General features: G+C 61.1%; 13 protein-coding genes and 1 tRNA gene. 9 read left to right on the plus strand and 5 right to left on the minus strand.

The annotated features are described in order from the left end of the window. Nucleotide 1 precedes the first annotated feature (1 nt). From BMW72_RS13620 to BMW72_RS13630, 3 genes are all read right to left on the minus strand, one after another. Nucleotides 2-700: a histidine phosphatase family protein gene (locus BMW72_RS13620; RefSeq protein ID WP_092111457.1), complete on the minus strand. Its 699-nt coding sequence runs from the start codon at nt 698-700 to the stop codon at nt 2-4. Between the two features lie 52 nt (nt 701-752). After that, nucleotides 753-1,520 carry an MOSC domain-containing protein gene (locus BMW72_RS13625; protein WP_166787816.1) on the minus strand — a complete coding sequence of 256 codons (768 nt, stop codon included), beginning with the start codon at nt 1,518-1,520 and terminating at the stop codon, nt 753-755. An 81-nt stretch (nt 1,521-1,601) separates the two neighbouring features. Next, complete coding sequence (locus tag BMW72_RS13630; protein ID WP_092111461.1) at nt 1,602-1,802, minus strand: hypothetical protein; 201 nt, start codon at nt 1,800-1,802, stop codon at nt 1,602-1,604. A gap of 230 nt (nt 1,803-2,032) precedes the next feature. Between BMW72_RS13630 and BMW72_RS13635 the strand changes: the two genes are divergently transcribed. Further along, nucleotides 2,033-3,037 (plus strand): NYN domain-containing protein, encoded by a 1,005-nt coding sequence (locus BMW72_RS13635; protein ID WP_092111463.1) that lies wholly within the window; start codon nt 2,033-2,035, stop codon nt 3,035-3,037. Here BMW72_RS13635 and BMW72_RS13640 read toward each other — a convergent pair. After that, nucleotides 3,034-3,774: a hypothetical protein gene (locus BMW72_RS13640; RefSeq protein ID WP_092111465.1), complete on the minus strand. Its 741-nt coding sequence runs from the start codon at nt 3,772-3,774 to the stop codon at nt 3,034-3,036. The genes BMW72_RS13635 and BMW72_RS13640 overlap by 4 nt on opposite strands. A 251-nt stretch (nt 3,775-4,025) precedes the next feature. On the opposite strand from BMW72_RS13640, the gene BMW72_RS13645 reads away from it, so the two are divergent. The 5 genes from BMW72_RS13645 to BMW72_RS18810 all read left to right on the plus strand — a co-directional run bounded on the left by BMW72_RS13645 (nt 4,026) and on the right by BMW72_RS18810 (nt 6,477). Further along, a tRNA-Pro gene (locus BMW72_RS13645) sits at nt 4,026-4,102 on the plus strand. A 177-nt stretch (nt 4,103-4,279) separates the two neighbouring features. Continuing rightward, on the plus strand, nt 4,280-4,537 hold the full coding sequence (locus BMW72_RS13650) for a helix-turn-helix domain-containing protein (protein WP_241984068.1): 258 nt from the start codon (nt 4,280-4,282) through the stop codon (nt 4,535-4,537). Nucleotides 4,538-4,543: 6 nt separating this feature from the next. Beyond that, on the plus strand, nt 4,544-5,731 hold the full coding sequence (locus BMW72_RS13655) for a tyrosine-type recombinase/integrase (protein ID WP_092111467.1): 1,188 nt from the start codon (nt 4,544-4,546) through the stop codon (nt 5,729-5,731). Between the two features lie 286 nt (nt 5,732-6,017). Next, nucleotides 6,018-6,161, plus strand: coding sequence for a hypothetical protein (locus BMW72_RS18805; protein WP_166787815.1), 144 nt, complete (start codon nt 6,018-6,020; stop codon nt 6,159-6,161). A 61-nt stretch (nt 6,162-6,222) separates the two neighbouring features. Next, entirely contained in the window at nt 6,223-6,477 is a 255-nt protein-coding gene (locus BMW72_RS18810) for a DUF1801 domain-containing protein (RefSeq protein WP_241984067.1), read from the plus strand. Between the two features lie 200 nt (nt 6,478-6,677). Here the strand turns inward: BMW72_RS18810 and BMW72_RS13665 are convergent, their stop codons facing one another. Further along, nucleotides 6,678-6,917: a hypothetical protein gene (locus tag BMW72_RS13665; protein ID WP_092111469.1), complete on the minus strand. Its 240-nt coding sequence runs from the start codon at nt 6,915-6,917 to the stop codon at nt 6,678-6,680. A gap of 310 nt (nt 6,918-7,227) precedes the next feature. On the opposite strand from BMW72_RS13665, the gene BMW72_RS13670 reads away from it, so the two are divergent. The 3 genes from BMW72_RS13670 (at nt 7,228) to BMW72_RS13680 (ending at nt 13,436) form a co-directional block, all read left to right on the plus strand. Then, the gene (locus BMW72_RS13670) at nt 7,228-7,887 is read left to right on the plus strand and encodes a hypothetical protein (protein ID WP_134450459.1); all 660 of its coding nucleotides are present in this window, start codon (nt 7,228-7,230) and stop codon (nt 7,885-7,887) included. Then, nucleotides 7,877-9,076 carry a hypothetical protein gene (locus tag BMW72_RS13675; protein WP_092111472.1) on the plus strand — a complete coding sequence of 400 codons (1,200 nt, stop codon included), beginning with the start codon at nt 7,877-7,879 and terminating at the stop codon, nt 9,074-9,076. Before BMW72_RS13670 ends, BMW72_RS13675 begins: the two co-directional genes overlap by 11 nt. A 406-nt stretch (nt 9,077-9,482) precedes the next feature. Further along, entirely contained in the window at nt 9,483-13,436 is a 3,954-nt protein-coding gene (locus tag BMW72_RS13680) for a helix-turn-helix domain-containing protein (RefSeq protein ID WP_092111473.1), read from the plus strand. Nucleotides 13,437-13,731 lie beyond the last annotated feature (295 nt).

The following is a 13,731-nucleotide window of genomic DNA, read 5'->3' on the forward strand; positions in this document are numbered from 1 at the left end:
GTCAGGTGCGCGGAGCCTGAGGCCCGGCCCCGCCGCCGACCGGTGCGTCAGCCGAATGGATGCCGGTCGCCAGCCACGACAGGTCGCCGGCATCGGTGTTGGTGGCGTGAACGCTTGGCCGCCCCACGCCGTACCGCACGATTGAAACGGATGCCGGCCCCACGTTGATGCGCTGGAACAGGTCAAGGTGCATACCGAGCGCGTCGGCCAGTATTGACTTGATGATGTCGCCGTGGCTCACCGCCACCCAGACTGCGTCGGGCCCGTGCTCGGCTTCGAAGACAGCGTCGTGGCGTCGAATAGCGGCCACCGAACGCGCCTGCATGGCGGCCATCGATTCGCCGCCCGGAAAGACTACGGCTGAGGGCTGCGTCTGCACGACCGACCAGAGGTTCTCGGTGGCGAGGTCGCTCAGGCTGCGGCCCTGCCACTGGCCGTAGTCGCACTCGGTTAGTTCCTCATCGAACGGCGTCACTGGGGAGCCGGTCTGACGGTCGATAATTAGTTGCGCCGTTTGCCGGCAGCGCTCCAGGGGGCTTGAGACCACGCCCACCAGCGGCACGGCCGCGAGCCGTTGCCCGGTCAGTGCCGCCTGCTCCCGCCCGAGCTGGTCGAGGCTGACTCCAACGGTTCGTCCGGCCAGCACTCCGGTGGCGTTTGCGGTGGTGCGGCCGTGCCGCACGAGAATAACTGTGGCCATGTGCCCAGCCTAGACATCCGCTCACCGGTTTGATCGCGGGTCAGGCCACTATTCAGTCGTGCGGTTCGTCTACCAGCCGGGCCTCGTCGCCAACTGACACCGCTCCGGGTTGGATGACGCTGGCATAGACACCGAACATGATGTCGTTCCCCTTCAGGCGATAGCCACCCAGGGATTTCAGCAGGTGAGTTCCCCGAACGCCGGTTTGCGGGTCGATGTCGATGACCGCGCATCGCGGTATACCTCCCTTGATGAGCAGTCGGGCACCGCCCACTACCAGCTCGCGGCCGGCCCACGAATCCTCGATGTGCGCGTCGGCGTCGCCGGTATCGATTGTGAAGGTGGAACGGAAGCGGCGTGTGTCGACGGCTCCGCCGACTTTGTCGGCCAGCCGATCGAGTGAGCTGGTCGTGGAGATCGTGATCGGATCGGCGTAGACCACACCTCCCGTGACCAGGCTCCGCGCGAGAACGACGCTGCGCCCCAGCAGACGCGAGAACTCGCTGGCCCAGGGTCCGTCAACCACCTGCATGGGCGTGCCGCGACCCCAATATTTCAGTTCGATCTGTTGCCCGGTCGGCTCCGGCACGGCCGAGAATCGCCGTCCGTCGATCTCCACCGAGAGAACTCCAGCGGCCCAATCGGCCTCGCAACCCACCAGCGCGGCATTTTCGACGGTTTTCAGAATCTGTCCGGTGTGCAGATCAACGACGGCGAAGTCACGGTCCCCGGCGGCACCGTCGTGCCCCAGCTGAACGCTCTGCCGCGGCTGGTGTCGGCCACCTTTCAGGGGCGAAATACCGATATCTCGAATTTGCATGATGCTGATTACCCTAGCGAGGGGGCGGGGCATCCACTTCTCATGCGTCTCGTCGGCCGACCGGGCGTCGAGTGGCGGCGATCAAGCACCGATTGAGAGCAGCACGTGGTAGACGACATAGACCGGCCAGACGATAGCCTGCAGCAGTCCCAGGATGACACCCCAGAAGGTGCCGGTCGACACCGAGACGAAGTAGATCGCCGCGCCGATGTAGGCCAACAGAAACACGAACCCCCACGGGCCATCGCGAACGACCACCCGAGCTCGACTGTTTGTGGTCATTGCGTCCTCCGTTGATCGTTCTCCGTCACGAAAGACAGTAGTCCTGTCTCGATCCTGGACCCAGCTGGTGTGCGGCCGGCGGCACCCAGAAGGGCGGTTTCGAAAAAGAACGAGCGTCGCCCCTCTTCCTCGGTCACGTCGAACCCAAGTTGCCCTCCACCCGCAGCTCGGCGCAAACTAGGAGTACCGGATCGCTACTGAGTCTTCCGCCTGCGGCTGAGGAGCTCACCATGACCGAACCAAACGACGCGCGCGTCGGTCTCTATATCGACTTCGACAACATCGTCATCTCGCGGTACCAGCAGTTGCACGGGCGAAATGCCTTCCAGCGTGACGGCATCCGCGATTTCAATCGACGTAGCCCGGATGCCGACCCCGAGATCGCCGCTCGGCTCGCCGCTGCGACGGTTGACTTTAACGCCATCATCGACTTCGCTGCGTCGTTTGGCACCTTGGTGGTCAACCGGGCCTACGCCGACTGGTCGGTTCCGGTCAATGCGAGTTACCAGCGCCAGCTCATGTCCCGAGCGGTGGATCTGACCCAGCTGTTCACCACCACGACCCGAGGAACCAAGAACGGGGCGGACATCCGTTTGGCCGTCGACGTGGTCGAAGACCTCTTTCGCCTGCCCGACCTGACCCACGTCATTATCATCGCCGGCGATTCCGACTACATCGCCCTCGCTCAGAAGTCGAAGCGGCTGGGCCGTTTCGTGGTGGGGATCGGCGTTGCGGGTTCGACGAGCACGTCGCTCGCCGCCGCCTGCGACGAGTTCGAGGACTACGACTCACTGCCCGGGATCGGTTCGGCCAGCCCGGTCGTCGCAGAGTCCCCGCGCGAGAGCCGCAAGGCCGCCGAACCGGCTCCTGCCAAGGTCGACCCGGTTGTCAGTCCGGCCCGAAGGCTCACCACGATTCCTATGTTCTCGCACACCGAAGACGCGCAATACGACGAGCCGGAGCTTGGCGATGACATCGACCCGCAAACTCTGGCCACGGACCTCCTGGTGCGTGCCCTGCAGATCGGTCACGCCAAGGGAGATGCCGACGAGTGGCTCAATACAGGCACGATCAAGAACCAGATGCGCCGCATGGACCCATCGTTCAACGAAAAACCCCTTGGCTTTCGTTCCTTCACCGACTTTCTCGCCTCACGCAGCGACCAGGCAGAGCTGAAGGAAGATGGCCCGCACCGGCTGATCCGGCTGCGCCCCGAAGCAGGAAGTCGGCGCTAAGCAGTCACTTGACGCCGCGCAGCGGATCGGCGACGAGAGCGCTCTGCCATCCCTGCCGCTACGAGCATCGCCACGCCTGCCGCGGCCGTCGACACGGCGACGATGGTCTCGGTGAAGGGAGTCGTGTCGTGCGACTGATAGCCCAGAAGGGCCGGAGCAATCTGGAAAGTGGCGACGATATAGCCCGGCAAGGTGACGCCGAGCAGCAAGAGGCACGCAACGGATGACGCCCATGACACACGCAGCCAGCGCACGCTCAAGGCGATCAAACCCGCGAACCCTATCAAGCTCAGCAGCATCTGCACCGGCAGGAATTGCAGCGGGGACGGAACACCCATGAGGCCCGAAACGAGGGCGTGCATGCCGGTGATGCCAAAGGATGCTGCGGTGGCGACGGTGAGCATCCGCTCAAAGCCACTGTCGCGACTCGCGGCTGATCGCGCCAGGGCTCTGATGCCCAGCGCCAGCAGCAGAAGACCCAAACCGAAGAATTGCGCGGTCGTGCCGAGGTTTTCCCACGGGTCAGCGGGGTAGGAGTAGTCGAAACGGTGGTCTTCAATCGAGATGTCGGTGCGCGTCCATGAGCCGGTGAGCACGACCCACCGTTCCAGCGAGGCGACAAGCTGCAGCGCGGCCGCTGCAAGAAACAGCCCGGCCGCGGCGAGCGACCAGCGGACCGAAACACGACGGGCGCGAACGATCGGGGCGGGGTGATCGGTGCGTGCGATGGCTACCATGCGATCAGAGTAGCAACAGGGTTACGTGAATCTAAGCGTGAGGGCGTTATTGCCGCCTCGTCTCACGAGAGCCTTATCGTCGCCGGACCCGTCGCGACGCAACCAACGAACCAGGTCAGCACGCAGGCCGCGGCAATACCAGGGCGATCGTCGGTGCCCTTTCATGTGTTCATCGGTCCTCTCATAAGGCGGTAAGCTCTTACAGTTGTCTTCCGCAGGTTTCGAATCTTGGAATCGCTGTGCGGAAGCGGCGGGCTGTGGCGCAGCTTGGTAGCGCACTTGACTGGGGGTCAAGGGGTCGCAGGTTCGAATCCTGTCAGCCCGACCAAAAGTCCCGGAAACTCAAGGGTTTCCGGGACTTTTTAGGTTAAAGATTTGATTAAGTCATCACTACCCCATCACTTTCAGCGTTCCAGAGCCGGTGACTCGGCCTTCTCGTGCGAGTCGCTGTCGTCGGTTTCGGTACCTCCCGATTGTCCGGGATTGTCGTGCACACCTTCTGGGCATGAGTATCCACGACGACAAGCTGACCTCCCTTCCCACCGACGGCTGGGGGCTCGAACCCCTGATGGACGTTGCCGAGCTGGCGGCCTACCTGGGCATCCCCATCTCCACCGTCTACGACTGGCGGGTGCACGGCAAAGGCCCCACGGCCTACCGGTTCGGCAAGCACCTGAAGTTCGCGATCTCCGATGTGCGAGCCTGGATCGCCCAGCAGCGGGAGCCCTCCCCCAGCGAGCCCAGGCGCACCGATCGGCGGTGAGCTGAGATGGCCCGGCAACGGTTGACGATCGGCACCTTCGGTGACATCAACACCCGCCAGACACCGACCGGCCGGTACGAGGCGAGAACCCGCTACCGGGACTGGGACGGCCACGCGCGCCTGGTGCAAGCCACCGGTGCCACGGCCAACGCCGCCAAGCGGGCGTTGAAGGCCAAGCTCGCCGACCGGGACCTGTTCCAACCCGCCGACACGGCGCTGACGCCCGACAGCCTGTTCAAAGACCTGGTGACGTACTGGCTGGAAGACATCGACCTGGAGGATCGGATCTCCCGAACCACGCGCAACCTGTACGAGCGCAACATGCGCACCCTGGTGTCACCGAGCTTTGACAACTTGGCGCTGCGGGAGATCGGCGTGGCCCGGTGCGACAAATTCATCAAGCAGCTCGCGAAGCTCTCCTACAGCCGGGCCAAACAGGCCCGAGTCGTGTTGCGGCTGGCATTGGAACTGGCGGTGCGGCACGAGGTACTCCCCCGCAACCCAATGGACCACGTCGCCCGCCTCCACCGCGAGCCGCACGTGCCCAATGCCCTCACCGCCCCAGAGGTGAACGTCATCCGCGCGGCGATCGCGCACTGGGAGAGCGCCGCCAACCATATCTCTGGCCCCAAACCCGATGGCCAGCTCGGCGCGATCATCGAGGTGATGCTCGGCACCTCGGCCCGCATCGGTGAGGTTCTCGCCATCCGACGCCGGGACATTGACATCACCAGTGCCGTGCCCTCCATTCGCCTGGCCGGAACCATCGTCAGTCGCAACGGCGAACTGACTTTCCGGCAAGACCATCCCAAAACCGCGAAGTCCACGCGTGTTGTGGCACTTCCCACTTTCACCGCTGACGCCGTACGCCGGCGGCTCGCCAAAGTCGGGAGTCTGGGCCTGGATGGGCTGCTGTTTCAGTCCCGCGACGGCACTCCGTTGACGACCGCGAACGTGCGCCGTCAGTTGCGACAGGTACTCGAGGGAGCGGGCATCAACGGAGTAACACCGCACATGTTCCGCCGCACGGTCGCCACCGCGGTCAACACCAACGCCAGCATCGAACTCGCCGCCGAGCTGCTTGGCCACACGGACACAAGGGTCACGGTGATGCATTACATCCAACGCAGCGAGCTGGTGAACCCCGCCACCGCCGCGCTGCTCGACCGCGCGTTCAAAAAAGATGAGGAGTGAGCACGGTGCTGCCACGGTGGCAGCACGGCTTGATCTGGGTTTTCTGCAAGTCATGCCACAAGCTGCCCAACCGCCGCCGAAGATGTCGACCGGAGCTTGGCAAGAGTTGCCGACTGGAATGCGGTGGTGCCACGGTGGCACAACCGTCTGATCTGGAGTTTTGTCGAATCCGTGTTCACGTTCGTTCCGGTACCCAGGGTGCCTGCTAGAACTATCCTCAGTAATACACCGAAATTTGAGCATGCGCAATCGTCTTTTGGCCGCGTGGAAGGAATAGCATCTCGCCATGGACAGCACCGAGAGCGAAGTTCAGAAGGCAGCGGAAGGTGCTGCGGTGTCGGGAGATGCTGCGTGGGCGTTGCCTGAAGCTATAACTGGCCGAGCGAGCCCCGCGAAAGCGGCCGTCGGCGACAAGCCCGTCTCCGCCTAAATCGCCAGCCTTCCGCAGCCGCAGCGCCGCCGCCAAAACACTGCCCAACGTCAAGCGCTCTGTGAAGTGGGGCATGGCCTACTGCGGAGTAGGCGACGGGTGGTGCTTCAGCAGCGGCGGCTTCGCCGGCCACGTCAAGCTCATGTTCATCAACGGCGCGGCTCTCAAACCGGTACCGCCGGTGACACCGGTAGGGATGGGCAAGTCAACGCGGGGTCTGGAGCTCGAGTCCGTGGGCGACTTGGACGAAAACGAGATAGCGGCGTGGATGACGCAAGTCGCGTCTGTGCCGGGAATCGGAGGCAAGAAAAAGTGATGCCGAAGCTTGTCGCGTCGGCCAGAGTTCGTCCGCGACGTAAGACACGTGTGTCGAGCCATCTCCCGAAATTACCGGGAGCGGCCGCGGCGGTACTGGGCCGACCTCTGCCCATTGCGAAAATCGAATTGGTGGGCGGGCCATGCGCGAGTCACTTCCACCTGTCGTAGCGCCGTCAGCGGAATCGGTGCCGCTGGCACCTAGTGCACTGTCTGGCGGCCATCAAAGTCTGGTCCCAGACCTTCTCGGAAATCTGCAAACGTTCCTCGATCAACCTCATCCATCGACGCGTGCGATCCGATCATGAAGCACCACCGGGACACGGCCTGGCTTAGTTGGTCGACTGTCAGGCCCGGCATGATGCGGATGAGTTCCTCCGCGCGCCGCTTGCGCCGTTCGTCATCCTGAAAATCACTGTCGGTCTTATAGTCAAAGCCCATACGCACACAGTAACGGGGGGTATGCCCTGAGCTCGGGAATTTGGACTACCTGTCATAGGAGGTGTATCGGCGCGAAAGTACTTGGCCGCCACCACCACGGTCACATCGCCGACCACCTCGGTAGCGTTGGATTGAACTAGCGAACGATCAGCAATGTAAAAGAAGAAGCTCGTGTCATCCACAGCGCGAACTGCGGCCCCGCACTCCGGCATCGCCGAAGATGCCATAGTTATACTGTGCGAACGAGAAGCGATGTCCGGGGAGAATTTCTTTGGGCACCCGGTGAGGATTCGCACGGAGGAGCTGTCTCTTGAGCTTCCTTTCACATTTCACTGAAAACGAAATGCTCACCTTAACCCGATCAATACATAGGTCCATTCTTAGCGCTGGATACCCGGGAATCCAGGACTTGTCCGAGGAAAGCGCCTTGGGCTTTGTTCGCTACTTCATCGAGCAACATCCCGACGTGATAATCGAGAAGTTTTCTTTTGCGACTTCGTACACCGTCGAAATTCTTGAACAAGCACGAAAGTTTGCTGAGGACGAAAAGTTTGAGTTCGCGTCCATGTTTTACTCGACATGGATCGAACACACACTTAACGCTCTGATCGCAGCTGAGCTGCGGTTTCAGGGAAAGGCCGACGGCGAAATCGAGTCAGTCATTCGAGCCAATTCCCTCAAGAAGAAGATGACTTCCGGCTGGATTTCTGTGTTCGCGGCATCTTTTGGACTCTCGAAAGAACTAGTCGAAAGGATCCTTCGCTTAGCTGAAGTTCGGAACGAGTTCGCTCATTACAAATGGCGGGCCTCTCAAGCGCAGGACCCAGTCGAGCTTCACGACGACGCGCGCACTGCCATCGGGGTAGCTGAGTCTGTGGTCGGTGACCTATCCAGGATTGTGGATGCTTACACGCATCGTCATGCTCAAGTAGATAGGAGGGGGATTGAAGGTGAATGCAATGCCCCGTAAAGGACGTGGTGTGCCCCACTCGTTACACGATTGGATCCCGGATCGCCATCTCGGCGTCGCCGCAACGCTGTCACACGCCGACGAGTTGGTCGGACAGATCGGTGATCTGCTCTTCGACTACCAGACGCTACCCGGGGGCATTATCTCCCTGAGGGAGGTACTGACGGGCTCCTACAGTAGGACCGTGGTGGAACAGCTGGCTCCTATCCCGCGCAAGATACCGCTGCTGGTTGCTGACGCTCTGGTAGCGCTGAGGGCAGCGCTCGAGCATGCGCTGTTCACTGAGGTCGAGTTCTTGGACGGTGCGCTCGACGAGAAGGCGGCCAGGCTCGTCGAGATGCCCGCGTCAGACACCTACGAGAAGTTCGACGAGTGGACGAAGAAGCGAGTCCGCAATGGCCCGCCGTCGCTAAGAGCTGGTAGCGAGCTCATGCGACGGATTGATGGGCTGCAGCCGTTCCACCGCACGGGCGCCCCTCAGGCGCATCCTCTTGCTCGACTCGTGCTTCACACGAACCACGCGAAGCACAGGACACCCGCAATCACTTCGGTCCGCTTGGCCGCCCTGTACCGCGACGATCAAATGCCCCATTCGGTGCGCGACCTGAGTCCGCGACCTGAGGAGCCGCTGCGCGTCGGAGACGTCATCGCGGAAACCCCTCTCGGCGCTCGGGTCCCAGTCACGCTATTTCCAACGATTGGGATCAACCGGCCGGGTTCGGATCGGTGGCCGGTGCTCATCCAGGAGCTCGATGAAATCTCCCACTGGGTGCGCACCCAGGCCGTGCCACGCCTCATCACCGGCGGGGAGCCACCCGAGCCCGCGCTCCCGACTCGTTACGAGATCTCAAGCGGCCACTTTGACGAACGCAGCGCAATATCTGCGGGGTCGACGACATCGGCAGCGGAGCGCCAGAAGCAGCACGTGAGTGCGGCGACGTGCCGCATCAACCTTGTCGACGTCCTGAGCAAGCTTGAGGGCTCTCCGAGTACTCCCGCGATCATGGCGTGGCTGGCCGAACTCTCCGACGGGGAGGTGCTCACTAGGATGTACCGAATAAAACCGACCCACAACTACGACCCGAATATCGTGCTTCGCAACCTGGAGGTGTTGGAGGGCCTGCGTGTCGAGGCTGAGTCGTTCGCCTGTGACTACACGCAGCCCGTGCCACGTCCCGGCGCTGAGTGAAAGTACCGAGCCTAGGACTGCGGCAGTTCGAGCCAGCCTGCGGCGACGAACGTCGCAGGAGTTCCCTTCCGTTGGTCGGATGGTTGGTGCGCCGAGACTTAATTTTGAGACGCACATACCGCCGGTCGCCCAGTGACCGCGTGCGGTGTTAGGACTCCTGGTTGGCGACCGGCATGTCCGATTGCTTCCCGAATTCAAACGTCAAGTTTTTTGAATCACGTCAGCGGGGGTTAGGAACACCCGCCAAGGGACACATCCGTTGATCAAACACACGTAGCGCGGGAACCTCGTCCCAGCGACCGGGCAGCGCGATGGGTACGCCATCGGTGTTGGGTGAACCCAGCTCAAAGATTGGTTCCAATCGAGCGAAAAGTACACAACATGCACAATGAGATAGACTTTTGGTATGTCTGGTGACCAGTTGAAGCCTTTTCTGAACGTGCGGGAGACCGCGCAGATTCTAAGCGTCCATGCGAACACCATCCGAAACTGGGTGAAGAGCGGAACAATCGTATCTTCTCGCGTGCCGGGATCGACCACTCATCGCTTCGCGCGAGAGGAGGTTCTGCGGCTGCAGAGAGAGAGCGGGAAGGCCACGTCATCCGTCGCACCCATCTTGCGACTCGACGGGCCGGAACTGGTTACGGCTAACGAGCTCAACCTGTGGGCCACAAGGGCGGATGCCAAGGGAACATTTCCTGACTTGATGCGTCGATTGCTCGCCGCTACGACGGGCATCACAAATCTGGACGTGCGAGCGTATGAAGGCGTAGCTGCACACGGGTGGGATGGCAGCGCTAATTCCTCGGGCAGTACATACCTCCCTGCGGGAGCACTGCGGTTCGAATTCGGCACTAACGCGGATCCCAAGTCGAAAGCGCAGAACGACTATGACAAGCGCGTAGAAGCACTCCCCACCGACGCCTCCTCCGTTGTCATCGTGGCCACCCCACGCAATTGGCCTGGAGGGAAGGTTTGGGCTGCTGATCGCGCTAAGGAGAATAAGTTCGCTGGCGTCGAGGTCTTGGACTCCCATCGGCTCGAAGGCTGGCTTCGTGAAGCGCCTCCCGTTCACTACTGGATTTCGGAACGGCTGGGATACTCTCCCAGAGACGTCCGGACGCTTGAACGCTGGTGGAGCGATTTCGAGGGTCGCACGACTATTGCGCTTCCCTCGACGCTGTTCGGTGCCGGGCGTTCCGCGGAAGCCGAAGAATTTCGCGCGCGTCTTCTCGGAGGCGGGTACGTGGGCGCAATCGTTACAGTTCAGGCGCCGTGGAAAGATGATGCCTTGGCATTTATTTATGACGCCTTGAGTGGTCATGACGATATGCTCCACCGCACACTCTTGGTGAGTGATGAGGCTATTTGGGCCCGCCTCGTCGAATCGACGTCCCCCTCAATTCTTATTCCGCTTTTCAGCGGCCAAGTGGATCTCCGCGCGGCGACGAACAAGGGACACCGCGTAGTGCTTGTCGCTGACGGTGACGACGTCGTGCGCGATGGGAAGATCTCGGTTCCGAAGATCGACCACGTTGCCGCTCGCGAGACACTCAAGCCCGTGATTGCAGATTCCGTCAAAGCGTCGAGCATGGTTGCACTTGGACGTCGGAGCATGCCGGCTCTCATTCGGTCAATTGCCCGCGAACCGCGATTCAAGGCACCCGAGTGGCTGGTTGACCCTGATCAGGCGGCTCTCCTCGCCCCGCTCGCCCTCGCCACCTCGTGGACAGCGATCGACAGCGATCTCAGCGTTCTTGAAATGCTAACTGGTCGGTCGCGGCAGCAAATTGAACTCTTGCTCAAAAGCCTTTCGAGCCGTCCGGACGCACCGTTCGTCCGCTCGGGCGGGATATGGCGGATGACTTCGCCAGCCGAAGCCGCCCTCCTACTTCTTCCGAGACTCGGCGACGAGGATATGAGTCGGTGGGCTGAGATAGTTCGTGAGGTGCTCCTCGAGCGTGAGCCCTTCGAGGGGATGGACGCTGTCGCGAGGATGACCGCAAGCATGACGGGCACCGCGGCCAAGTACTCGGAGACCCTCCGGAAGGGACTGGCGGAAGGCCTGGCGCTTGCCGGCGCTAGCAATGGAGAGCTGTCAGGTGAGTTGATCCAGCGAACGGTCGATGCTATCGTCCGCCAAGTACTTCAGGCCGCGAACTGCGACGCGACCGGCGCTACATGGGCGCGCTTAAGCTCGGCTTTACCCGATCTCGCTGAAGCGTCACCCGACATATTCCTCGATGCGCTTGACACCGACCTCGGCACCCCAGATCCGATTCTCCGGACGATGTTTAGGGACTCGGGAGCCGACTCCATTTTCGGTGCGTCCTCACCCCACTCGAGTTTGCTGTGGGCCATCGAGGGTCTTTGCTGGTCGCCCTCGCATTTCGGACGGGCAGCCTGGATACTGGCGCAGCTATCGTCAATCGATCAAGGTGGGCGACTCACGAATCGACCGGCCGAAAGTCTGCAGAAGATCACGACGGCCTGGGTGCCCCAAACAGGTGCTTCGGTCGACGACAAGCTCGCGGTGATCGATCGTGTACTCCAGCGACTACCAGAAGTCGGCTGGAAGGTTGCTTTAGGAGTATGGCCGAGCCATCATGCCGTTGCGTTCCCTCCCCACCAACCCACCTACCGAGATTGGGCTCCGACCAGGCAGAACGTTGCCATTCCCGACTGGATGCGCTTCGTGCACGAGCTCATGAATGTCGTCGTCAGAGCCGCAGGTCTTGATGCCAACCGTTGGAAAGAAGTGATCCCGCATATTGCGGAACTACCGAGTTCCGATCGTCTGCACATCATCGAGAAGTTTGGCGAGGTCGTCGCCCGCCAAGATTGGGGAGACGAGAAATTGCACGCCGTATGGGGGACGCTCGACGTCGAGCTCGACCGACACGAGGAGTACGCGGATGCCGCGTGGGCGATGCCCGCTTCCGATGTCGCGCTTCTTCGCAGGATCGCGGATCAGCTTAAGCCGAGCGAAGACTCGCGGAAGTTTTCCAAGCTGTTCGACTGGCGCGTACGCGTCCCCGGCCTCAAACTCGGGGACGAAGGATATGACGCTGAAGTCGATTACCTACGTCGCGAGGCGATCGGCGCCGTGCTTATGCTTGGCGTAGAGCAACTCAGGACTCTTGTCGAGGACGTGAAGACGCCGCACGTCCTGGGTTACCTTCTAGCCTCAAGGGAAGACGTTCCCGAGCAAGAGGTGGTGAGTTGGCTCGCCTCCGGCCGAGACAATCTTCGACAGGCCGCGTTGGCATTTGCCACTAGCAAAATTCAAGTCACAGGCATCGAGTGGCTGAAGACTGCGCTCACTAGTCCGCACTTAGAGCACACGGACACACGTGAGCTCCTTATGGGAGCCGTTCCTTTCAAGAGAGAGTTCTGGACGGAGATTGCATCGCTAGAATCTGACTTGCAGAATGCGTACTGGCAGCGGGCCAATCCCTACGAAGTTTCGAAGCAAGATCGTAAGGATGCAATTCGACTCCTTCTCGAACACGAACGTCGCTGGGCAGCGATAACTCTGCTAAGTGCGGTCTTGCATGATGATGTCACGCTTGACGTTGACCTCGTCAAGTCGGCGTTTTACTCCATTCTTGAAAGTACTGAACCAATTCAGGACTTCACGATGAGCAGCTACCACGTTGGCAACCTTCTTGAATATTTGGAACTTAAAGTTCCTGAAGATATCGAACTTCCGAGGTACGAGTTCTACTTTTTTGAGTTGCTACAGAATCACCACCCGTCGAAGGCCCTCTACCGAGCGCTCGGAAGTGATTCAGAGGACTTCGTCAACATGGTCAGTGCCATCTACCGCGGCCAGAACGAGCCCAAACGATCGCTCGATGCGAATGAAAGTGCCTACGCCAACTTGGCCTGGAGCGTGCTGCGGGAGTGGCACACGCTCCCCGGGCAAGGCGACGACGGCTCAATCGATGCCGCTCACCTGACCGAGTGGGTTCGCTCAGCTCGGCTCGCATTGTCGGACACCGGGCGATCCGCAATCGGTGACGAACAGATCGGGCACGTACTTGCGTCTAGCCCCATCGGCCTGGACGGCGTTTGGCCAGCCGAGACCGTGCGGGAACTGATCGAAAATATCGGAAACGCCCGCATCGATGCCGGTCTCGCGATGGGAAGGACTGGCCGGCGTGGCGTTACCAGCCGCGGTGTTTTCGATGGAGGTGAACAAGAGCGCGTACTTGAGACTGAGTATCTTTCCATGGCTGCCAAGGTCGCGACGAAATGGCCGCGTACGGCTCGAATCCTTCGATCTATTGCCGACGATTATCACCGGGATGCGCTCCGCAACGATGCCGAAGCTGAACGAATGGGCGATCGAGCTTAGGCGAACTTCGGCGCGTCCAGAAGTATCATGCTATGCAGTCCGGAAATAGAATGTCATTGGAACCCAGAGCCTTGACTCGCGGGGTACCATGCTGCACGGCGGGATGAGACGTAGGCTTCTAATGGTAAGAAATCAACCTGGACCCCGTATGAGCACGCCACCACAGCCGCGCGGATTCAGCTATCCGCAGTTCAAGACTGCAGTCAGAAGATCAGACTGTGACGCCGGCGCTCGTTGCACACGGTTCTAGCCTCTGGGAAGGTAGGGTCATTCGCTCTCGCTGCACGGCTAGAGT

The sequence above is a fragment of the Cryobacterium luteum genome (assembly GCF_900110125.1).
Classification (GTDB): Bacteria; Actinomycetota; Actinomycetes; order Actinomycetales; family Microbacteriaceae; genus Cryobacterium; species Cryobacterium luteum.